This is a genomic window from Streptomyces sp. NPDC059256 (assembly GCF_042753785.1).
Lineage (GTDB): Bacteria > Actinomycetota > Actinomycetes > Streptomycetales > Streptomycetaceae > Streptomyces.
In genome coordinates, this window is record NZ_JBHYZO010000004.1 from 123,992 (window position 1) to 145,733 (window position 21,742).

The following is a 21,742-nucleotide window of genomic DNA, read 5'->3' on the forward strand; positions in this document are numbered from 1 at the left end:
GTATCCGCGTGTCTGCATGGGGCCGGGTGCCCTGTGGGCCCGGGTGTCTGCATGGGGCCGGGTGTGCCCGCTCAGGGGAACCCCAGGCCGGCCGAGGGGACTTCTCCGGTGCCCTCGTTCAATTCCTCCCTCGGAACGGGCTGTTCCTTCTCTACAGCCCTAGGAGGAGAGCGTCGATCGGTTGTCCGACCACAGGTGGATTCAAAGCCATCTGAGCGATGGATTCCGCGGGTCGTCCCGCACGGCAGTGTCGTCATGTCCCCTGCATATGCCGGAAGGAATCCCCACGTGCAAAGACGACGACTGGTGCCCCTGCTCGCCGTGAGCGTCATGGCGACACTCGCCCCCGGTCTCGCCGCAACACCCGCAGCCGCTCAGCCGCTGGCCCAGTACACGCAGCAGAAGCTCAAGTGGAAGCGGTGCGTTCCCGATCTTCCGGCCACCCTCCAGTGCGCCAAGATCAAGGTGCCCCTGGACTACAAGAAGCCGACCGGCAAGAAGACCGAGGTGGCGATATCTCGGATGAAGACCAGTACCGCGGCCAAACGTCGCGGAGTGCTGTTCTTCAATCCGGGCGGCCCTGGTGGCTCCGGCCTCTACATGCCCTACGACATGATGCAGATGCTGCCCAAGTCGGTGCGCGACCGGTACGACCTGATCGGCTTCGACCCACGGGGTGTGAACCACAGTTCGCCCGTCAGTTGCGGTCTCACCGACAAGGACTTGGAGTGGCCGCGCCCCTACAAGGCGGCCACGTACAACAAGGACGTCTCCTGGGCGCGCGGGATCGCGGACAAGTGCCGCAAGAAGGTGGGCGACAAGCTCCCGCACTTCACCACGCGCAACACCGCCCGGGACATGGACGTCATCCGTGCCGCCCTCGGCGAGAAGAAGATCTCCTACCTGGGCTACTCGTACGGCACCTATCTCGGCGCCGTCTACAGCCAGATGTTTCCCAGCCGGGCGGACCGGTTCGTCCTCGACAGCGCAGTGGACCCGAAGCTGGCCTGGCGCGGGATGATCCAGGTGTGGGCAGAGGGTACGGAGCCGGCGTTCAAGCGGTGGACCGAGTGGGCGGCCAAGCGCCACACCACCTATCGGCTCGGCGACACTCCGGCCAAGGTCAGCAAGACCTACTGGGACCTGGTGGCCCGGGCCGACAAGAAGCCCATCAAGATCGATGGTGAAGTCCTGAGCGGTGACGCCATCCGCGCCGGGCGCCATGTGTTCTTCTTCGTGGACACGGCCAGCAGGATGGTCTCGGACCTCAAGAAGGCCGCGGCGGGCAAGGCCACATCGGGCAAGCGCAGCACCGCGCCGACCGAGGCACCCCGCTCGTTCGCGATGTCGGGCAACCTCGCGCCGTCGCGCCACCTTGCTGCATCGGGCACCCCCGCTCTCTCGGGCACCCCCGCCGCCTCGGGCGACTTCGCCACGCTGGACAACCTCGATTCGGCGTTCTGGACGGTCGTGTGCAACGACAACTCCGCCGCCTGGCCCCGGGACACCGAGCAGTACCGCAAGGACGCGATCCGCGACAAGGCCCGCTATCCGCTGTTCGGCGACTTCGCCTCCAACATCAAGCCGTGCGCCTTCTGGAACAAGTCAGTCGAGCCCGTGACCGTGGTCGACAACAAGGTGCCCGCGCTGATCCTCCAGAACGAGTGGGACCCGCAGACCCCGCTCTCCTCCGCTCTCGGTCTGCACCGGGCGCTGAAGGGGTCCAAGCTGCTCACGGTCAAGGGCGGCGAAGGACACGGCGTCTACGGGGGCCTCAACTTCTGTGCCGACAGCATCACCAACACCTACCTCAACACCGGCAAGCTGCCCGCGAAGAACGTCAGTTGCCAGGCGAGCGGGTCGCCGCGCACCTCCGGTCCGCGCACCAGCCCGATCCCGCTGCCCCAACTGCCCAACCGCTTCTGAGGACCTTCTCCCCCGCTTCTGAGGACCTCCTCCCCGGCGCTCGTGATCCGCAGGGCCGGGCGCCGGGGAAGGGGTTGGTTCGAGCGGACCATCGGCAGAGGGTTCGCTACGAGCGACACCATCGGCAGAAGAGGCGTCGGGCAGGCGAAGAAGCGGCATGAGTGGCCGTAACGTTGCCCGGACCCGACCATCGGCAGCGAAGGTGTACGAAATCACACCGGCCCCGAGGGTGGGAAAGCTCACAGGTCCGTTTCGCCATCCGCCGCCAGGGGCCGGCTGAACTCCTGACGGTCCGTCCGAACAGTGGGCGGTTTCCGGTAAAAGGCGTGGTCTGTCGGTGGAGTCGGATGCGTGCGGGGGGAATCCGGTACCACGGTGGGGCGAGTCGGACAGCTCTGTGGAGCCCGGTGCATGCCGCTGGCACACACAAGTGGGGCTTTCCGTCGGGCGGTCCGGCACGGCAAAGTCATGTCAGCCCATTCGCCGGGCCGAGATCGGAAGGACTCTCCATGCGTGCACAGCGGCTGGTGCCACTGATCGCGGTCACCGTGCTCGCGACGCTCGCCCCTGCGCTCTACTCCGTGGAACCGGCCAGTGCGGCCAGCGCGCTGGACCGGTACATCCGCCAGACCCCGGTGTGGCAGTCCTGTGCCGACACCACTCCCGACTTCCAGTGCGCGACGATCGAAGTGCCGCTCGACTACCAGACGCCCGGCGGCAGGGCGATCGATCTGGAGATATCGCGGCTTACCGCGGGAGACCCGGTCAAGCGCCGTGGAGTACTGCTGCTCAACCCCGGTGGGCCCGGTGCCGGTGGGTTGGGGATGCCGCTCCAGATGACGGCCGCCATGCCCAAGTCGGTCACCGACCGGTACGACCTGATCGGCTTCGACCCGCGGGGCGTCGGCCAGAGTTCCCCCTTGAGCTGCCGCACCACCGAGGACGAGCGGAAGTGGCTCAGGCCCTTCCGCGAGAAGGCGTTCTCCCAGCAGGTGGCATGGGCGCGCACCATCGCGAGCAAGTGCCGCACCGAGTCCAGCGACCGCATGCGCTACACCACCACCCGTAACACCGCGCGGGACATGGACATCATCCGGGCGGTACTGGGCGAGCAGAAGATCTCCTACTTCGGCTACTCCTACGGCACCTATCTGGGCGCGGTCTACGGGCAGTTGTTCCCCCGGCGGACTGATCGGTTCGTCCTGGACAGTGCCATCGACCCCGAACTCATCTGGCGGGGCACCTTCCAGAAGTGGGCGTCGGAGGCCGAGCCCGCCTTCCAGCGCTGGGCGGAGTGGACCGCCGAGCGCCACACCACCTATCAGCTCGGGGACACCCGCGACGAGGTGATCGGGACCTTCTGGGGGCTGGTGGACCGGGCGGACCGCGAGCCCATCGTGTGGGGCGAGCACTCCCTGACCGGTGCGGACATCCGCGATCTGTTCCGCGGCACGTTCTTCTCGCCCCGCATCGGTGCGGGGTACATGGCCGATCTCAAGCGGGCTGCGGCGGGTGAACCCGTACCGGCGTTGCCCGAGTTGAAGCCGGTGTCGGACAATGCGGTGGCGGCCCTGTACGCCCTGTTGTGCGGGGACAGCCGCAGTTGGCCGCGCGACCCCCAGACCTATCGACGGGACGCGTACCACGACGCGGGCCGCTATCCGCTGTACGGGGACCATCCCTCCAATGTCTCCCCCTGTGCGTTCTGGACCAAGGCGATCGAGCCGGCCACCAAGATCGACCACGGGGGCAGTGCGCTGATCCTCCACAACGAGTGGGATTCACAGACCCCCCTGTCGACGGGGATCGCCATGCACAAGGCGCTCAAGGGTTCGCGTCTGGTGACGGTCGACGAGGGTGAGGGGCACGGCGTGTACGACCTCAGCGGCAATGTCTGCGCCGAGACTGCGGCCAACGCCTATCTGGTGTCCGGCCGGCTGCCGGCGAGCAATCTGAACTGTCCTTCCTCGTCGGAGCCGGAGCGCACCGGAACGCTTCCGGGGCCCAGTAATCCGCTCACACCGGGGTTCTCCTGACGATCGGGCGACGATCGGGCCCAGCGTTCGTCAACGCGTGGCCCTGGCCGATCTGCGGGCCAGTTGGGCGTGGGCGTGCACCCGGGACGGCGGCAGGGCGGCGGGGTTCGTGGACGGGGTGCGTTCTCCTCGACAGGAGGCACAGGTGCCACCCGGCAGCGCCTGCGGGCGTCCGGGCGCGCCGCAGGTGTCGCACTCCAGGATGCGTAGGGCGGGCGGGGGCGCCGGGGCCGTCGGCGGGATCTTGTGCACCAGTCGGTTGCGGGTGAGGGCCGCAGGGCTGTGGATCGGGTCGGGCAGCCCCGTGGTCAGCGCCCGCAGCACCTCGGCTTCGGTGGCGCCACGGGTGAACCACTGGGACACCAGCGGTTCCAGGGAGGCGCACTCCGCCGCCGACAGGGAGAGCGCGGGAGCCGTGCGTCCCAGGGCCACCAGCAGGATCAGGGCCCGTGACCGGGTGGGCCGGGGCGGAACGTCCTCCCGTAGCTCCCCACCGGCGAAGGCGGCCCACCAGGTGTCGTCCCGTGCGGTGCGCGAGAACCAGGTGCGGGTGACCCAGCGGGCGCTGTTCGAGCCCTTGAGGTGTTCGCGACCACGTCGTAAGTGCCCTGCGCGGGCCAGGTGGTTGAGAGCCGTACGCAGGGCGCACTGCCCGTACGGGAGGACCTTGGCGAGGGTCTTGACGGAGATGTCTGAGCCGTCCGCCAGCCGGTCGATGTAGGCGGCGACGGCGGCTTCCCGGCTAGGGAGGTGGGCGAACGTCTGCTTGGTGGGGGCTACTTGGTTCGGCGCTGAGCGCTTTCCGTAGCCCGGATTGGCCATCGGGTGGGTGTGGGCGTGCACTTGAGACGGGACAGCACTAAGCTGGGTATCAGCCATCTGGATCACTCTTCTGATCTTGGTTGGTCAGACCCCCGCAGGTGTTGCTAGCGCCTGGCGGGGGTTGTTTCGTTCTGAGGGCACGGGAGTCGTGCCGCTGTGGGCACGCTAGAGCCTGATGACACTCCGTGGCAAACCGGTAGCCCGGAGTCAACTGCACGGGTGGGTGGGCGGGTTGAAGCCCTCCTCCCGTTCCTTGAAGAGAGGGCTCGCGGCTCGGGGCTCAAATCCCGGCGGGCCCGAGATCCGATGACTGGCTGCCCTGGCCCGACCGGCGCCAAACGCGATCTCGGCGACTCGAAGCTCAAGCTCCCAGCGTCGGGGCCGGCTTCTGGCGCACCCGTACGGACCGTCGTGGGCATCCCCGACCCGGCGCCGACTCGCCCGCCAAATAGTAGGACTATTAGGGCTGGATTGTCCTTGTTCAGGCGGGGCAGTTCTTGGACACGCTGTGTACGTAAGTCGCGACCACGGCGTGGAGGTGAAGGGCCTATGACAACGCAATCGGCGGAGCGCCTACGGGCGGCCGAGGAGGTCATCGAACAGTTGAGGACCGAACTGAGGGAAATGGGAGTGACATTGCCGTCGCTTCGCGTCGACCCCATTTCGCTCGCCAGCGATGACCCCTACCCCCTGGTCGATCTGGGGCGGTGCAATCTGGATACGGCGATGAGACTGGCTGTCGTACTCCACCAGGTCAGGGGCTGATCGACCGCTGATAGGCGGACGCGGACGCGGGGGCGAGCCGGGAGCGAAATCCCGGTGCGCCCCCTCCGCATTTCGATGAGACTCGGACCATGACTGCACGCATCACCCGAATCAACCCTGACAATCTCCACGCGACCCCCGGCTACCACCACATCACCGTCGTCGAAGCGGGCCGGACCGCATATCTGGCCGGGCAATGCCCCCTGGATCCGGCCGGCGACCTGGTGGGAGAGGCCGACCTCAACGCCCAGATCGACCAGGTCGCGGCCAATGCCGTGGCCGCCCTCACCGCGGTGGACGCCACCCCGCAGGACGTCGTTCGATCAGTGATCTACGTGGCGAGCGCCGATGCGGAGGTGCTGGCGGCGGCCTGGTTCCGCCTCAACGAATCCGTGCTCGCCCCCGCCTTCACCACCGCGAGCACCCTGCTGGGCGTGGCCCAACTCGGCTACCCGGGACAGCTGATCGAGGTGGACCTGACGGCGTCGCTGGGCTGAGCCGGAGCACTGCGCACCGAGCGGCCACCCCTGAGCGCTGGGCGCCGGTCAGTTGAGCCGGGGCACTGCGCACCGGGTGGCCCGCCCGGACATCCGCCCGCGGCCTGTGGAAACGGCCGCGGCCAGTGCGCGTCCCCCGGGCCGTCCGATCGCCGCCCCGGCATGCCATGGCCGGTTTGCGCAACCCCCTTTGGGTGCTCCTTGAACCGGTCCACCACGACCAAGGAGAACGTCGGCGCTCCACCTCACAGTCGATGTCGTATGCATCCTCTTCGGGCAGGGTGGGCCCATGACCAGCCACTCGGGCCAGGGCCCAACGCCGATCGTCGTCGAACCCGACTGGAGCACCGCCGGAGTCCTCGGCGCCGCCCGGGGCGCCCGTGACGACGACGGACCCATCGGTACGGAACAACTCCTGGCCGCCCTCACCGACGAGGGTTCCACCGCCAGGCGCGCGCTGGCCGACGCACGGGTCACCAAAACCGTCATGCTCAGTCTGCTGCGCGACCGGGCAGGCCGCCCCGACGCCTGGACGAGCACTGACGACATCGCCCGGAGCGTGGACATCCAGGTCGCGCTGGGCGAGCACGCGGCCAAGGGCGTCCAACTGACGGGTGCCGCCCGGCGAGCTGTCGACACCGCCATGGCCGCGGCGGTACAGCAGCGTGCGAAGAAACTGACCACCGTCATGCTCCTACGGGCCGTACTCCAGGACGAACAGAGCCGGGCCGCCGAGGCGCTGCGGATCTGCGGCACCACCCCTGCCGCCGTCATCGCCCTCATCGACGGCGCGGAGCCCGACCCCGATGACGGCCTCGACCTGATGCTGTGGAAGACCCGCGATGGTTTGTTGGGGCACCGTGCCTATCGGAGCCTCGGTTTCTTCAAGCGCTGGTTGGTCATCTCCGCCGGGGTCAACTGGGCCTCCACCCCGATCGCCTGGGTGAAGATGGAGACCGAGGTACACGTCAAGTGGCTCGGCCACGATGAACAGCGCACCGAGCACCTGTTGCTGGCCGTCCTCGCGACCCATGAAGTGGCCGTGCACTACCCGCATCTGGCGGCCGAGGGGCTGGCCGGCGCGGACCTCCTGGACACCCGGTACGCGGGCGGCCGACGACTCCATGAGATGGGTGTCGACTACGCCTCGGTGTGGGCGGCGATCGAGCGCGACGAGTCGGAGAGGTTCGCCCTCGGGGCAGAGGATTCCCGGGCCGTCGGGAAGTACCTCGACGCAGCCGCGTCCGACAGTGGAACCGGGCCCCTGGTGGAAGCCCTCTTGCGGGACGACACCCGCGCTCGCCGGCTCGTCGAGGCGCTGGGCGCTGTCGACGGCTGAGATACGGGCACGGTGGGGCACTGCTGCGCGCTGTTCCCTCGGTGTGCGAGGAAGACGGAGGGCGACCCTGGGGTGGTGCCGGGGCCTCGGGTGGGGCCGAGGGGCCGGGGGCACGACCGGTTTTCGGGCGCCGCGAATCCTTCCTGCACGAACGGTGAGTTCTCTGTGTTCTCTGTGTTCTCCGTGCGCTCCGGTTCTCTGTGTCTGCCGTCGCGCACGGTGTTCTTCATGTGTGCTTCATGGCGCGGTGTTCTCGATGGGGCCCGCGTGGTGGCTGCTTCAGCCGGTTCTCAGTTGGTTCTCAGCCGGTTCTCGTCCGGTTGCTCAGCCAGTTCCTCGGGGGGCTAGCCGGTTGCTGACAGGGCAGCGCGGAGATGGCCGTCGGACTGGGTGAGCAGCCGGGTCGCCGTGGAGGCGTCCACCTTCCCCAGGATCGTCAGGATCGCGCTCTTGACCTCGCCGTCGGTGGCGAGGAGCGCGGCTTCGACCTGTTCGTCGGATGCACCGGTGGCCAGGGAGACGATCCGCCGGGAACGGGCGTGCAGCTTCTCGTTGGAGGCGCGCAGATCGACCATGAGGTTTCCGTAGGTCTTGCCGAGCCGGATCATGGTGATCGTCGAGATCATGTTGAGGACGAGCTTCTGTGCCGTGCCGGACTTCAACCGGGTGGAGCCCGTGAGCAGTTCCGGTCCGACGACGACCTCGATGCCGTGGTCGGCTGCGGCCGAAAGCGCGCTGCCCGCGTTGCAGGACAGTCCGACCGTGAGCGCGCCACGGGAGCGGGCGTACTCGACGGCACCCACGGCATAGGGGGTGCGACCGGAGGCGGAGACGCCGATCACCGTGTCGTCCGGCGTCAGTGCCAGCCCGTCGAGATCGGCGGCGGCCAAGGCGGCATCGTCCTCCGCGCCCTCGACGGCTTCGGAGATCGCCTCCGTACCGCCGGCGATGAGGCCCACCACCTGCGTGGGGCCGGTGTTGAAGGTCGGGGGGCACTCGCTGGCGTCGAGGATGCCCATCCGGCCGGCCGTGCCGGCGCCCGCGTAGACCAGCCGTCCGCCGCGGGCCATCCGTTCGGCGATGGCGTCGATCGCGGCGGCGATCCGGGGCAGTTGGGCGGCGACCGCGGCGGGGACGGTCTGGTCCTCCCCGTTCATGATCCGTGCGATGTCCAGGGTGGGCAGCTCGTCGATGTCGGCCAGCTCGGGGCGGAACGCCTCGGTGGTCAGGGAGTCGAGTTGGGCGCGCAGCTCGCGGTAGCGCGCGGGGGTTGATGTGGAGGCCGATGCGGAGGTCGACGTCGATGCCGACGTGGAGGTCATGGAGCTCTGCTCTCTATCAGGTGGTCCGTCGCCGCTCTTCATCTCGGGTTGCGGTGGTTGTGGCGGTGGGCGAGCGCTTCGTAGGAGGCGGCGAGTGCGGGAGCCGCCGTGTCGTAGGTCCGCTGGGCGACACCTATGAACAGGCAGTCGACGACCAGCAGTTGCCCCGTACGGGAGGACATGGCGGCCGGCCGCAACTCGCTCTCGCGGGCCGTGGACGTGGTCAGCACCTGGTCGGCGTACTGGGTGACCGGTCCGTCCGGGCGGCCGGTGACCGCGATCGTGGTGGCGCCGCGGTCGAAGGCCACGCGCAGTGGTTCGATCACGTCGCTGGTGCTGCCCGAGTGGGTGATGGCGAGGGCGACATCACCGGAGCGCAGTTGTACGGCATTGGTGATGGCCAGGTGCGGATCGGCGTGGGCCTGGGCGACGAGACCGATGCGGAGCAGTTTCTGGGCGAGGTCCATCCCCACGAGACAGGATGCGCCGACGCCGTAGATGTCGATCCGACGGGCCGTGGCGAGAGCGGCCACGGACGCGGAGAGTTGGGCGATGTCGAGACCGGCCGCCGTGTCGGCGAGGGTCTGCTGTTCGTCGTACGCCAGCTTGGTGACCACCTCGCTGATCGGGTCGTCGACAGCGATGTCAGCCGTGACGCTGGGGGATCGACCCGACTGCTGGTGGGCGGCGAGACCGGCCAGTGCGAGGCGTAGATCGCGGTACCCGGGGTACCCCAGGATGCGCGCGGTGCGCACGACGGTGGCTTCGCTGGTGCCGGTCAGTTGTGCGAGTCCGGTGACGGTCAGGGCGGCGCAGCCGGCGGGGTCTTCGGCTACGGCTTCGGCGACCCGTTGCATGGAGCGGGTCATCGAAGGCGCGAGGGTGCGGACCTTCGCGGCCAGGGCGGCCGGGGCAGGGGGCGTATGCCCCCTTGACCCGGTAGGGGGAAGCGTGCTGAAAATATCCTTCACGGAATCACTCACATTATGAAAGATATTTTCAAAAATACCCTCACGTCAAGACCCTGTACGGGGCCGTGGTCGGTACTCCAAAGGGGTGACAATGGCTGCATGGACGACGCCGACCCTCTTGAGCAGGCCCTTCATCTGGCCCGGGCCCTCGTGCTCGCGGATCTCGCCGCACGTGACGTGGCCGACGCGGCGGTCGTATCACTGGTGGAAGACTCCGTGACCCATCGGCGCTGGTGGGTCGAGCAGTGGCCACAGGGCATTGAGTACATCACGGGCCTCGTCGCCCAAGACGTACAGGACGCCCTTTTGGAACGACACGGCCGCTGGCCGCTGTGCCCCGTGTGCGATCAAGGTGATCCGCACGCCCTCGAAGTGGAACCGGAACTGGGGCCCGATCCCCAGTGGGTGTGCCACAAGGCAGGCGTGGTGGTCGCGAAGGTCGGCGGGCTGGCATGACCGTGTACATCGACCCACCGACCTGGCCGGGCCACGGCCGGCTCTGGTCCCACCTCATCAGCGATCTGTCGTACGACGAGCTCCATGTGTTCGCCGCCTCGATCGGTTGTCCGCCGAGGGCGTTCGAGCGCGATCACTACGACGTGCCGTCCCATCGGTACGCGGACGCGGTGGGGGCCGGTGCGGTGGAGGTGTCGAGCCGCGAAGTGGTGCGGCTGCTGGTGACGGCCGGCCTGCGGCGCCCCAAGGGCCGGGCCTGGTAGCCGCCTGCGGCGGATCAGTGGGGAAAGGCCGCGGTGTCGAGCTTGAGGTCGAACGGCACCGGCAGCCGGACCTGCTGCCCGAAGGGCACCCGCTCGGCGTGCTGGTAGGCGCCGTGGTGCGGCTTGGTGAAGAGGGTCGAGGTCGGGCCGTGTTCATCGAACCGGTCGATCAGCAGATGGACGGGCACGGGTGCGTGTGCGTAGGCCCAGAGTTTCTTGGTGCGGTCGTCCTTGGCGTTGCCCTGCGAGGTGATCTCCACGATGAGGAGGGCTTCGGCCGCATCGACGGGATCGGTTCGATCCGGCGATGCCGAGGCGATCAGCTCACCGGGGGCCACTACGAGGTCCGGGATGTACAGCTTGCCGAGCGGGGCGATGTGGACGCCGAGCGTCTGGTAGATCTCCAGGTCCTCGGGGAGCGTCGGGTACAGAGCACGCTGCACCTTGGCCGCGATGTGGTTGCGGTGTGCATGAGGCGGGGGTACCACGTGGATCTTTCCTCCGTCGATCTCCGCACGCCACCCGTCGCGCACCTCCAGTTCACGCCAGGCTTGGAGGAGGTCGTCCCAGGGCTGTCCCTGGGGCGGCCGGGCGTTCCCGGCTGTTGCGGAGGTCATTCCGACTTCCTTCTCCGTGGCCCTCTACGGGTTCCGTGACCCGACTGAGCGAGCGTAGATCCATGGGGTTCCCGGCCGTGGCCGTTTCGTTCAGCGTCCCACGGCCGGGTGAACCGTCCACCGGATCAGACGCGCTCGGGGCTCGGTGTCGCAGGTCGTACGGGGGAGTCGGAAGCCGGTGCGGAGGCCGCGACCAGGCGGGAGGTGCCGTGGAGTCGCAGTGAGACAGCCACCAGGGCCAGTGCCACGATCGTCATTCCCGCCCCCGCCCAGGCCGTGGCCGCGGGGCTGAACCCGCCGTCGATCACCTTGCCGCCGAGCCAAGGGCCGCCCGAATTGCCCAGGTTGAAGGCGGCGGTCGTCGTCGCGCCCGCCAGCGTGGGGGCTGCGCCCGCCACGTTGAACATCCGGGCGTTGAGCGCCGGCGCGGTGTAGAACGCGGAGAGGCCGAGCAGGAACGCCAGCGCGATCGTCACTGCGGGCGTCGAGGCGAAGAGGGCGAGCAACGCGAGGAAGACCGTCGATGCCGTGATGCCGGAGAGCAGCACTCCGAAGAGGTGCGCATCGGCGACCCGGCCGCCGACCACCGTGCCCACCAGGGCGCCGAGACCGAACAGGCCCAACACCATCGGGACGGAACTCTTGTCCATGCCCGCCACATCGGTCAGCAGTGGGGCGAAGTAGGTGAACACCGCGAACACCCCGCCCGCCGCGAGCGCGGTCACGGCGATGGACAGCCAGACCTGTCGGTCGCGGTAGATCAGCAGTTCCCGCTTCAGTCGCGGCTTCTCGGCCGGGAGCGGGATGTGCGGGATCAGGGTGATCACGCCGATGAGCGCGACGGCGGATGCCAGACCCACGGCCCAGAACGCGGATCGCCAGCCGAGGTGGTCGCCCAGGAACGCCCCGGCCGGAACGCCGAGGACATTGGCTATGGAGAGCCCGCCGATCATCACGGCCATGGCTCGGGCCCGTGAGGTGACCGGAACCATGGCGATGGCGACCGCCGCGCCGACCGCCCAGAAGCCGGCGCACGCCAGTGCGCTGATCACCCGGGACGCGAAGAGGATCTCGTACGTCGGTGCCACCGCGCCGGCCACCTGCCCGAGGCCGAAGACGGAGATCAGGGTGATGAGGGTGGTCTTGCGGGGGAGCCGGAGGGTGGCGACCGCCAGCAGGGGCGCTCCGATCACCATGCCGATGGCGAAGGCGGAGGTGAGCAGGCCGGCCTGCGGGATGGAGACGTCCATGTCGTCGGCGATCGGAGGGAGCAGCCCGGAGAGCATGAATTCGCTGGTGCCGAGGGCGAAGACGGAGAGGCCGAGGATGTAGACGGCGAGGGGCATGCGGGAGCGCTGGGTGGAGTCGGGCATAGCAGTGGCAACGGGACGCCTTGGGGTCTACATTCCCGCCACAGCGAATTTCGGCCGGGAATTACCGGTGATATGCCGGTGCGGTACGCGTCGGACTCCAGTCCCCGGTGCGCTCAGCCACGATCGAGGCGCATCGGCCCGCAGGGTTGTTCACGCGGGTGATGGGTGGGTGTCCGTCGAGTGCGGTGGGCCGGCATCGAGCCGACCGATCTCGGCTGCCAGATTGGTGCGCGCGGCCTCTTCCCACTCCCTCGTCGCCGGTGGGGTGTGGAACAGCGCGGGCAGCGCGAGGAGTTGGCGCAGGACCGCGGCCCGGCCGGCGCGGAAGGCGTCGTCCGGGACGAATCCGTACTCCTCGCGCACGGCTGCCGCATAGGCCGCGTAGGCCGTCGGAGGTGCCGCGAGGATCGCCAGGTCCGCATCGCACAGGACCGCGCCGTTGGCGTCGGTCGGCTCGGGGGCATGGGTGACGGTTAGCCGGACGAGTCGGGCGACCTCCGCGGTGGCGGATTCGGGCAGCCCTGCCTCACGCAGGGCGCGTTCGGCGAGCCGGGCCGAGCGCTCCTCATTCTCCGAGCGGTCGGGGAGGTAGATCGCGTCGTGGAACCAGGCCGCCAGTCGTACGAGGTCGGCGTCCGCCGCGTGCGGGGCGAGGGCGTCGATGTGGTCCAGGACCGCGGCGAGGTGGGCGGTGGTGTGGTAGCGGCGCTGCGGCTCGTCCCAGCGGGCGAGGAGGGCAGTGGCGTACGGCCGGGGGTCGGGGCCCGGGGCATCACCGCGGGCGGCCAGCAGGGCGCGGGAGAAGCGCTCGACGAGCACCTGAGGTGGCAGGGATGCCTCAAGGGCGTGGAGTGCTCGGGGTTCCGGGAGGCCGGCGTCAGCGGGGCTCATGCGTCCGACTCTAGAGCGGCACGGTTCGCGGTGTCCTCATGGTCGTCTGCATCCCGTTCGTGCAGGTCAGAGCGGTCCTCGTCAGTTGAATCGTACTAAAACGCACAAAGAGGGCGATACTGGAAGGAAGGAGAGGTGCGTGCCACCCCGTACGGAAGGCAGACACCATGATCGCACTCATGCTCATCATCGGTATTTTCCTGGTGGCCCTGCTGACCGCGGCCATGTGGTGGGACTCGCGCCGCCGGGAGGAGTACGAGCCGCCGCGCCCCGATGAGCAGCCGCACAAACCGGCCCACCGGGAGCACATCGAAGAGGTCCGCGAGGAAGACGTCGACGACTTCCCGCACGGTGGGGAACGTCTGCTGCCGTACAACATGAAGGCGCACAGCTCCCACAGCACCGGCAAGGGGCGGGAAGCTCGGCCCATGCACGGGAAGAACGTCGGCGGCGGGGCATTCGGAAGCGGGAGCCTGGGCGGCTGACGCCCCGACTCCCGCTCCCTTGGTCCTCTGTCCCTTGTGGTCCTCTGTTTTTGGTCCTCTGTCCCTTCGGCTCGGAGGGTCGGTCGGCCGGTTTTCAGATGGCTGACTTGAAGCGGCGCAGTCGCAGACTGTTGCCCACGACGAACACCGAGGAGAAGGCCATCGCCGCGCCCGCGATCATCGGGCTGAGAAGCCCCAGCGCCGCGAGCGGCAGGGCGGCCACGTTGTAGGCGAAGGCCCAGAACAGGTTCGAGCGGATCGTGCCCAGGGTGCGACGGGCGAGCCGGATGGCATCGGCCGCGGCCCTCAGGTCGCCCCGTACCAGGGTCAGATCGCTGGCCTCGATCGCCGCGTCCGTACCGGTGCCCATGGCGAGCCCCAGATCGGCCTGGGCGAGCGCCGCGGCGTCGTTCACACCGTCGCCGACCATGGCCACGCTCCGGCCCTCGGCCTGGAGCCGCTTGACCACGTCGACCTTGTCCTCCGGCATGACCTCGGCGATCACCTCGTCGATGCCGACCTCGGCGGCCACCGCTTCGGCCACCGCCCGGTTGTCACCGGTGAGCAGGATCGGCGTCAGTCCCAGGGCGCGCAGCCCCTTGATCGCCTCGGCGCTGGTGTCCTTCACCGCGTCGGCGACCTCCAGGACCGCACGGGCCTCGCCGTCCCAGGCCACCGCGATCGCGGTGCGGCCCGCGGCCTCGGCGTCCGCCTTGGCGCGCTCAAGCTCCACCGGCAGGTGGATCTCCCACTCGGCGAGCAGCTTCTGCCGGCCGACCAGGACCGCACGGCCCTCGACGATTCCCTGGACGCCGAGTCCGGGGATGTTGGCGAAGTCCTCGGGGGTCGGCAGCGCACCGGTCTTCTGGACGGCGCCGGCGGCAACGGCCTGGGCGATGGGGTGCTCGGATGCGTTCTCCAGCGCGCCGGCGATCCTGAGCACCTCGGTCTCGTCGGTGGAGTCGGCGGTGTGGACGGCGAGCAGGGTCATCTTGCCGGTGGTGACGGTTCCGGTCTTGTCCAGGACGACGGTGTCGACCTTGCGGGTGGTCTCCAGGACCTCGGGTCCCTTGATCAGGATGCCGAGCTGGGCTCCCCGGCCGGTGCCGACCATGAGGGCGGTCGGTGTGGCCAGGCCGAGCGCGCAGGGGCAGGCGATGATCAGTACGGCCACCGCCGCGGTGAAGGCAGCCGCCCAGCCCTCGCCGGTCGCCAGCCACACCGCGAGGGTGCCGAGGGCGAGCAGGATCACGATCGGGACGAAGACCGCGGAGATCTTGTCGGCCAGCCGCTGGGCGGACGCCTTGCCGTTCTGGGCGTCCTCGACGAGCTGTGCCATCCGGGCGAGCTGGGTGTCCGCGCCGACCCTGGTGGCCTCGACGACCAGTCGGCCGCCGGCGTTCAGGGTGGCACCGGTGACCCCGTCGCCGGGGGAGACCTCGACGGGTACGGACTCACCGGTCAGCATCGAGGCGTCCACGGCGGACGAGCCCTCGACGACCACACCGTCCGTGGCGATCTTCTCTCCGGGGCGCACCAGGAAGTGGTCGCCGACCGCCAGTTCGCCGGTGGGTACGCGGACCTCCTGCCCGTCCCGCAGGACCGTGACCTCCTTGGCGCCCAGGTGCATCAGCGCACGCAGGGCCGCGCCCGCCTTCCGCTTGGAGCGCGCCTCGAAGAACCGGCCGGCCAGGATGAACGCGGTGACGCCGGCCGCAGCCTCCAGGTAGATGTTCGACGCGCCGTCGCTGCGGGAGATCGTGAGCTCGAAGGGGTGGGTCATGCCGGGCATCCCGGCGTGGCCCCAGAACAGGGCGTACAGCGACCAGATGAACGCGGCCGAGGTGCCGACCGAGACGAGGGTGTCCATGGTGGCCGCGCCGTGCCGCAGGTTCTTCCAGGCCGCGCGGTGGAAGGGCCAGCCGGCGTAGGTGACGACCGGAGCGGCGAGGGTGAGCGAGAGCCACTGCCAGTACTGGAACTGGAGGGCGGGGATCATCGCCATGGCGATGACCGGGATCGAGAGGGTGACGGCGGTGATCATGCGCTGGCGCAAGGTCACCAGCTCGCGGTCCTCCTCTTCGGGCTCCTGGTCGCCGTCGCCCGGCCCGCCCGTCGTACCGTGGGTGGGGGCCGGCTTGGGCTGCTTGGCGCTGTAACCGGTCGCCTCGACCGTGCCGATCAGGTCCTGGACGGAGACCTCGCCCGCGAAGGTGACCTTGGCCTTCTCGGTGGCGTAGTTGACGGTGGCCTCGACGCCTTCCATGCGGTTGAGCTTCTTCTCGATGCGGGCCGCGCAGGAGGCACACGTCATCCCGCCGATGGCGAGTTCTACCTCTTGGTGGGTGGCTGTGTGCGCCATGAGTCCTCCCTGTCCGGCGGCTGATACCCCTAGGGGGTATCTCTTATGGGTTCATGTATACCCCCTGCCCGTATCTCATGCAAGTGTGGACCCATGGGGGTGCTGCTGCGGCTGTGCAGGCTGCGCACTAGTCTTGTTTATTGGACTAGACCTATTGGAGCGATAAGCCGTCTCCCTGGAGGAATGGGGTCACATGAGCAACCGTGCAGTCCTAGAGGTGATCGCTCTGGACGCCGAGGACGCGGTCGCGGCCCAGACCGGAGGCGCGGACCGGCTTGAGCTGGTCACCGACATCGCGGCGGACGGGCTGACCCCGTCCCGCGAGACCTTCGGCCGCATCCGGGCCGCCGTGGACATCCCGCTGCGCGTCATGCTGCGACTGACCGACGGATTCACGGCCGGGTCACCCCAGGACGTCGAGAACCTGGTGGAGGCCGCCGCCGGACTACGGGCCGAGGGCGCCGACGAATTCGTCCTCGGCTACCTGGACGCATCGGGCAACCCCGACCTGGTCACCGTCGAACGCATCCTGGTGGAGATCTCCGGCTGTGCCTGGACCTTCCACCGGGCCATCGACCGCGCCAAGGACCGGGAGGCCCTGCGCACACGACTGGCGGACGTACCCGGCCTCGACACCTATCTGACCGCCGGATCCCCCACGGGCGTCGACGCAGGACTGCCGACGCTGCTCGCAGAGGTGGCCCGCGCGGGCGAGCCCGGGTACGAGGCCCAGATCCTGGTCGGCGGCGGGCTGCGCCTGGACCATGTGTCGGTGCTGCTCTCGGCCGGCATCGAGGGCTTCCACATCGGTGGAGCGGCCCGCCCCGAGGGCTGGACCGGGCCGGTGTCGGCATCGGCGGTACGCGAATGGCGGTCCGTGCTCGACGCCTGAACGCCTGTGAACCCGGCCGGGCCGGCCCGCCTGTGAACCCGGCCGGGCCGGCCCGCCTGTGAACCCGATCGGGCCGGCCCGCCTGTGAACCAGACCGGGCCGGCCTGAGCGGCCCTTGGGGCCACTACCATCCCGACGGGGTGGTGGTGGCCCCAAGGCCGTGAGTGGGCCGGCTACCGCAGCTGAGCCGGCAGTTCGTCCTCGTACAGCACGGTCAGCCCCGACACGGCACGCGTCAACGTCACGTACAACCGTCGCAGCCCGGTGCGTTCGTCGGGCTCGGACGCCACGATCGTCGCGGGATCGTCCAACACCACGTAGTCGTACTCAAGACCCTTCGCCAGCGACGCCGGAACCAGGGTCAGCCGGGAGTCCACCGTGGTCTCCTCGCCCGGCGCCAGGAAGGCGAGCCCGGCCGCGGACAGAGCCGCACCCAGCGCCTCCACCCGGCCGTCCGCGGCGATCAGCGCGATCGACCCCTCATGGGCCAGCGCCTCGACGCAGGCCCCGACCACGGCCTCGTCGAGCGACCCGGGTGACTCGACCCGGCGCACGTCGAGCGACCCAGGGGACTCCCGCACCGAACGCACCTCCGCCAACCCCGGCGACATGTGCGGCAGCAGCCGGGAGGCGTACGCGATGACCTCCCGGGGCACGCGGAAGCCCGCGGTGAGCTCCTCCACATGGGCGTCCGGCTTGCCGAGGTGCGCCAGGGCCTCGCGCCAACTCCCGGTGGCCCACGGAGTGGTGCCCTGGGCCAGGTCACCGAGGACAGTGGCCGATCCCGTCGTACAGCGCCGACCCACCGCCCGGTACTGCATGGGGGACAGATCCTGAGCCTCGTCCAGCACCACATGGCCCAGCGACGGCGTGCGCTGCACCAGATCGGTGGCCTCGTCGATCAGCACGGCGTCCGCCGCCGACCACTTCGCGCTGCGCACGCTCCTCGCCGGTCTCATCCACAGGATCGTGCGCTGCTCCTCGGCGGTGAGCACCCCTTCGGCGTGCTCCGCCAGGAAGTCGGCGTCCGACAGCAGCCGCAGGACCAGCTTGGCCGGGTCCACCGGCGGCCAGATGGCCTTGACCGCTGCCTTCACCGCGGGATTGCGGGCCACCGCGTCCTGCACCCGGTCGTCGGGAGCCTCGCCGGCCGCCTCCATCCGGATCAGCACCGCATGGGCGATGCGCTGCGGCAGTGCGTCACGGGCCGCGCCGTACCGAATGTCCCGGTCCAACAGCTCCTGGACGATCTCCTCCAGTTCGTACGCGGGGATGCGCCAGCGCCGTGAACCCCGCACCACCATCACCGGCTCGGTGGGCAGGGTGACGTGGGAACGCAGGGCGGTCCGCAGCACCCGGGCCAGCCGGGCGTCCCCCTTGACGACCGCCGCTGCCGCCTCGTCCACCCCGCGCACCTCGACCCGGGCCACCAGGTCGTTCACCGTCGCCTGCTTGACGTCCAGTTCACCGAGCGCGGGCAGCACCTGCTCGATGTAGTGGAGGAAGGAGCGGTTCGGCCCGATCACCAGGGTGCCGGTGCGGGCCAGGCGCTCCCGATGGGCGTAGAGGAGGTAGGCGACCCGGTGCAGACCCACGGCCGTCTTCCCGGTGCCCGGCCCGCCCTGCACGCACACCGTGCCGCCGAGCGAGGACCGGACGATCTCGTCCTGCTCGGGTTGGATCGTGGCGACGATGTCCCGCATGGGGCCCACTCGGGGACGTTCGATCTCCGCCTGGAGCAGTTTGCTCGCGTACGCGTCGCCCTCGGTGGGAACGGTCAGGTCCTCGTCCTCGTACGCGGTGAGTTCGCCGCCGGTGTAGCCGAACCTGCGGCGCAGCCGGACGTCGAGCGGGTCCTTCCGCGAGGCCCGGTAGAACGCCTGTGACACCGGGGCGCGCCAGTCCACCACCATGGGATCGCCGCCGCCGTCGTGCACATGGCGGCGGCCGATGTAGAAGCGCTGCCCCTCCTGCGTGGTGTGGAGGAAGTCGAGACGGCCGAAGAAGAGGGGGGTGTGGGAGAGGTCGGCCAACTCCGCGATGCGCCCGTCGATCTGTGCCTGGAGGACGGCCGCGTTGACCCAGTTCGCGGTGACGTCCTTGATGTCCAGTGCCTGCACCTCCTCGCGCATGGAGCGCAGGGCGGTGCGCGACGCGCGCAGATGGGCACGCTCTCGCGCCAGCGGGTCGAGGGCGACAGCAGGTTCAGCGGGCACGGCTTCGGGCACGGTTTCGGGGTCTGGGACCGGGTCGGGGTCGGGGACGGCTGGGAGTGGGGCGTGCGCGGGCACGGGTCGCCTCCGGAGCAACAGCGGTACGGGCATGGCTGAGCCGTCCGGTTTCCGTCCGGACGGCGGCGCTCCACGAGTGGGAGGCGGGCAAGGCGCGGAGTCTAGTCCTGGGGGCGGGTCCCGGGCGACCGGGTTTCCCACCCGTCGGTGACACGGTGTGGTCGTTCGATCGTGTGGTGTGAGCATCGCCGGGGGGTGGAGGGCTCCACCCGCCCATCGGTTGCCTGCCACAGGGATGACTCGCCGCTCCTCCCCAGGTCCCGTGCCCGTAGGGGAACCCCTATGTCTGGAGTCGTAGGCGGGTGGGGACGCGGTTCAGTCCTTGGTTCGATGTGTTCGAACGGCCCGCCGACCACCATGGAGGTATGAGTACAGCAACCTTCACACCCAGCGCCCAGGTCCCTCGACCCCGCTCCCACCACGGTGCATCGGCGAGCGGCGCCCACCACTCACCCCACCGCGCGGGAAATGCGCTGCGCGCGGTCAAGGTGTTCGTCGGCACCGTCTTCAGCGTCGCCGTCCTCGGCGAGTACGCGGAGGAGGCGGGTGTCCGGCGCCGCTGAATCCGCAGACCCCGTACCCCGCCCCCGTACCTCGCACCGCGGGCGCCGAGGACGACCCGACTCCTGGCTCGCAACCCACCGGGTCTTCCCACGGATACATCAGCTGAGCAGTTCGTCCGCGTCCATGATGCGGTAGGCGTATCCCTGCTCCGCCAGGAAGCGCTGACGGTGCGCCGCGAAGTCCTGGTCGATCGTGTCCCGCGCGACCACCGAGTAGAACCGCGCCTCATGGCCGTCCGCCTTGGGCCGCAGCACCCGGCCCAGCCGCTGGGCCTCCTCCTGTCGGGAACCGAAGGTGCCGGACACCTGGATGGCGACGGTCGCCTCCGGAAGGTCGATCGAGAAGTTGGCGACCTTCGATACGACGAGCACAGAGATCTCGCCCTGCCGGAACGCCTCGAAGAGCTTCTCGCGCTGGGCGTTGGACGTCTCGCCCTTGATCACGGGCGCGTCCAGATGCTCGCCGAGCTCATCGAGTTGATCGATGTACTGCCCGATGACCAGGGTCTGCTCGCCCTGGTGCTTCGCGACGAGAGCCTCGGTCACCTTCCGCTTGGTGGCGGTGGTGGCACAGAAGCGGTACTTCTCCTCGGTCTCCGCCGTGGCGTACGCGAGACGCTCGGAGTCGGTGAGGTTCACCCGCACCTCCACACAGTCCGCGGGCGCGATGTAACCCTGCGCCTCGATCTCCTTCCACGGCGCGTCGAACCGCTTCGGACCGATCAGCGAGAACACGTCCGACTCGCGTCCGTCCTCCCGTACGAGCGTGGCGGTCAGCCCGAGGCGACGTCTGGCCTGGAGGTCGGCGGTGAACTTGAAGACGGGCGCGGGCAGCAGATGCACCTCGTCGTAGAGGATCAGCCCCCAGTCGCGCGAGTCGAACAGCTCCAGATGCGGATAGATGCCCTTCCGCTTGGTCGTCAGCACCTGGTAGGTGGCGATGGTGACCGGGCGGATCTCCTTCTTCGTGCCGCTGTACTCGCCGATCTCGTCCTCGGTCAGCGAAGTGCGCTTGATCAGTTCGTGCTTCCACTGGCGGGCGGAGACCGTGTTGGTGACCAGGATCAGCGTGGTCGCCTTCGCCTGTGCCATCGCACCCGCGCCGACCAGCGTCTTGCCCGCACCGCACGGCAGTACGACGACGCCAGAGCCGCCGTGCCAGAAGCCCTCGACGGCCTGCTTCTGGTACGGGCGCAGTGCCCAGCCGTTCTCTTCGAGATCGATGCGGTGGGCCTCGCCGTCGACGTATCCGGCGTGGTCCTCGGCGGGCCAGCCCAGCTTCAGCAGGGTCTGCTTGATCTGCCCGCGCTCGGAGGGGTGCACGGCGACCGAGTCGGCGTCGATGCGTTCCCCGATGAGCGGCTGGACCCGCTTGGAGCGCAGGATCTCCTCCAGCACCGGCCGGTCGGTGCTGGTGAGGACCAGCCCGTGCGTGGGGTGCTTGGACAGCGTGAGCCGGCCGTAGCGGGCCATGGTCTCGGCGACATCGACGAGCAGGGCGTGGGGCACGGGGTAGCGGCTGTACTCGACGAGGGCGTCCACGACCTGCTCCGCGTCGTGCCCTGCCGCCCGGGCGTTCCACAGGCCGAGGGGGGTGATCCGGTAGGTGTGGATGTGCTCGGGCGCGCGCTCCAGTTCGGCGAAGGGAGCGATGACGCGGCGGCAGGCGTCGGCCAGCTCGTGGTCGACTTCGAGGAGGAGGGTCTTGTCGCTCTGAACGATGAGGGGGCCGTTCACACCTGTGCCCTTTCGGTGAGCCAAACCTCCAGTGTGCCGCATGGATGCCCCCGTGGGGTGTGACGCGGGCCGCCACGGCCGGTGGACGGTGCCGAACACCCGGGCAGCATCTGTGTTCGACACGCCTGATCGCC

At 69.3% G+C, this 21,742-nt stretch carries 19 protein-coding genes; 10 read left to right on the plus strand and 9 right to left on the minus strand.

Annotated features, from left to right (window positions below; all coding sequences use genetic code 11):
• The first annotated feature begins 330 nt into the window (after nucleotides 1-330).
• Nucleotides 331-1,926: an alpha/beta fold hydrolase gene (locus ACFXJL_RS12065; protein WP_384692101.1), complete on the plus strand. Its 1,596-nt coding sequence runs from the start codon at nucleotides 331-333 to the stop codon at nucleotides 1,924-1,926.
• 509 nt (nucleotides 1,927-2,435) lie between these two features.
• Nucleotides 2,436-3,962 carry an alpha/beta fold hydrolase gene (locus ACFXJL_RS12070; RefSeq protein ID WP_384691574.1) on the plus strand — a complete coding sequence of 509 codons (1,527 nt, stop codon included), beginning with the start codon at nucleotides 2,436-2,438 and terminating at the stop codon, nucleotides 3,960-3,962.
• Between the two features lie 30 nt (nucleotides 3,963-3,992).
• On the opposite strand, the gene ACFXJL_RS12075 is transcribed toward ACFXJL_RS12070, so the two are convergent.
• Entirely contained in the window at nucleotides 3,993-4,784 is a 792-nt protein-coding gene (locus tag ACFXJL_RS12075; RefSeq protein ID WP_384691577.1) for a hypothetical protein, read from the minus strand.
• 549 nt (nucleotides 4,785-5,333) lie between these two features.
• Between ACFXJL_RS12075 and ACFXJL_RS12080 the strand changes: the two genes are divergently transcribed.
• From ACFXJL_RS12080 to ACFXJL_RS12090, 3 genes are all read left to right on the plus strand, one after another.
• Nucleotides 5,334-5,549, plus strand: a complete 216-nt coding sequence (locus tag ACFXJL_RS12080) for a hypothetical protein (protein ID WP_329020601.1) — start codon at nucleotides 5,334-5,336, stop codon at nucleotides 5,547-5,549.
• Nucleotides 5,550-5,638: 89 nt separating this feature from the next.
• On the plus strand, nucleotides 5,639-6,046 hold the full coding sequence (locus ACFXJL_RS12085) for a RidA family protein (RefSeq protein ID WP_358877093.1): 408 nt from the start codon (nucleotides 5,639-5,641) through the stop codon (nucleotides 6,044-6,046).
• A 289-nt stretch (nucleotides 6,047-6,335) separates the two neighbouring features.
• The gene (locus ACFXJL_RS12090; RefSeq protein WP_358877095.1) at nucleotides 6,336-7,385 is read left to right on the plus strand and encodes a Clp protease N-terminal domain-containing protein; all 1,050 of its coding nucleotides are present in this window, start codon (nucleotides 6,336-6,338) and stop codon (nucleotides 7,383-7,385) included.
• Nucleotides 7,386-7,729: 344 nt separating this feature from the next.
• Here ACFXJL_RS12090 and murQ read toward each other — a convergent pair whose 3' ends face one another.
• Together murQ and ACFXJL_RS12100 are read right to left on the minus strand one after the other, a co-directional pair.
• Nucleotides 7,730-8,707 (minus strand): N-acetylmuramic acid 6-phosphate etherase, encoded by a 978-nt coding sequence (gene murQ, locus ACFXJL_RS12095; protein ID WP_384691580.1) that lies wholly within the window; start codon nucleotides 8,705-8,707, stop codon nucleotides 7,730-7,732.
• Nucleotides 8,708-8,745: 38 nt separating this feature from the next.
• Complete coding sequence (locus ACFXJL_RS12100; protein ID WP_329027591.1) at nucleotides 8,746-9,678, minus strand: MurR/RpiR family transcriptional regulator; 933 nt, start codon at nucleotides 9,676-9,678, stop codon at nucleotides 8,746-8,748.
• A 99-nt stretch (nucleotides 9,679-9,777) separates the two neighbouring features.
• Between ACFXJL_RS12100 and ACFXJL_RS12105 the strand changes: the two genes are divergently transcribed.
• The gene (locus ACFXJL_RS12105) at nucleotides 9,778-10,134 is read left to right on the plus strand and encodes a hypothetical protein (protein WP_384691584.1); all 357 of its coding nucleotides are present in this window, start codon (nucleotides 9,778-9,780) and stop codon (nucleotides 10,132-10,134) included.
• On the plus strand, nucleotides 10,131-10,397 hold the full coding sequence (locus ACFXJL_RS12110) for a DUF4031 domain-containing protein (protein WP_383536703.1): 267 nt from the start codon (nucleotides 10,131-10,133) through the stop codon (nucleotides 10,395-10,397). The genes ACFXJL_RS12105 and ACFXJL_RS12110 overlap by 4 nt, the downstream gene beginning before the upstream one ends.
• A 14-nt stretch (nucleotides 10,398-10,411) precedes the next feature.
• Here the strand turns inward: ACFXJL_RS12110 and ACFXJL_RS12115 are convergent, their stop codons facing one another.
• The 3 genes from ACFXJL_RS12115 to ACFXJL_RS12125 all read right to left on the minus strand — a co-directional run bounded on the left by ACFXJL_RS12115 (nucleotide 10,412) and on the right by ACFXJL_RS12125 (nucleotide 13,278).
• Entirely contained in the window at nucleotides 10,412-11,014 is a 603-nt protein-coding gene (locus ACFXJL_RS12115; RefSeq protein ID WP_384691587.1) for a Uma2 family endonuclease, read from the minus strand.
• A gap of 125 nt (nucleotides 11,015-11,139) precedes the next feature.
• Nucleotides 11,140-12,360, minus strand: a complete 1,221-nt coding sequence (locus ACFXJL_RS12120; RefSeq protein WP_384692104.1) for a Cmx/CmrA family chloramphenicol efflux MFS transporter — start codon at nucleotides 12,358-12,360, stop codon at nucleotides 11,140-11,142.
• Nucleotides 12,361-12,537: 177 nt separating this feature from the next.
• Nucleotides 12,538-13,278 (minus strand): hypothetical protein, encoded by a 741-nt coding sequence (locus ACFXJL_RS12125; protein WP_384635471.1) that lies wholly within the window; start codon nucleotides 13,276-13,278, stop codon nucleotides 12,538-12,540.
• A gap of 167 nt (nucleotides 13,279-13,445) precedes the next feature.
• Here ACFXJL_RS12125 and ACFXJL_RS12130 point away from each other — a divergent pair, with 167 nt between their 5' ends.
• Nucleotides 13,446-13,763: a DUF6479 family protein gene (locus ACFXJL_RS12130; RefSeq protein ID WP_329020583.1), complete on the plus strand. Its 318-nt coding sequence runs from the start codon at nucleotides 13,446-13,448 to the stop codon at nucleotides 13,761-13,763.
• 94 nt (nucleotides 13,764-13,857) lie between these two features.
• Here ACFXJL_RS12130 and ACFXJL_RS12135 read toward each other — a convergent pair whose 3' ends face one another.
• The gene (locus ACFXJL_RS12135) at nucleotides 13,858-16,125 is read right to left on the minus strand and encodes a heavy metal translocating P-type ATPase (protein ID WP_384691590.1); all 2,268 of its coding nucleotides are present in this window, start codon (nucleotides 16,123-16,125) and stop codon (nucleotides 13,858-13,860) included.
• Nucleotides 16,126-16,318: 193 nt separating this feature from the next.
• On the opposite strand from ACFXJL_RS12135, the gene ACFXJL_RS12140 reads away from it, so the two are divergent.
• Entirely contained in the window at nucleotides 16,319-17,017 is a 699-nt protein-coding gene (locus ACFXJL_RS12140; protein WP_358877102.1) for a copper homeostasis protein CutC, read from the plus strand.
• Nucleotides 17,018-17,190: 173 nt separating this feature from the next.
• On the opposite strand, the gene ACFXJL_RS12145 is transcribed toward ACFXJL_RS12140, so the two are convergent.
• Nucleotides 17,191-19,308: a HelD family protein gene (locus tag ACFXJL_RS12145; RefSeq protein ID WP_384691593.1), complete on the minus strand. Its 2,118-nt coding sequence runs from the start codon at nucleotides 19,306-19,308 to the stop codon at nucleotides 17,191-17,193.
• A 365-nt stretch (nucleotides 19,309-19,673) separates the two neighbouring features.
• On the opposite strand from ACFXJL_RS12145, the gene ACFXJL_RS12150 reads away from it, so the two are divergent.
• Nucleotides 19,674-19,871: a hypothetical protein gene (locus ACFXJL_RS12150; RefSeq protein ID WP_358877103.1), complete on the plus strand. Its 198-nt coding sequence runs from the start codon at nucleotides 19,674-19,676 to the stop codon at nucleotides 19,869-19,871.
• Between the two features lie 99 nt (nucleotides 19,872-19,970).
• Here the strand turns inward: ACFXJL_RS12150 and ACFXJL_RS12155 are convergent, their stop codons facing one another.
• Nucleotides 19,971-21,608: a DNA repair helicase XPB gene (locus tag ACFXJL_RS12155; protein WP_358877104.1), complete on the minus strand. Its 1,638-nt coding sequence runs from the start codon at nucleotides 21,606-21,608 to the stop codon at nucleotides 19,971-19,973.
• Nucleotides 21,609-21,742: the final 134 nt, after the last annotated feature.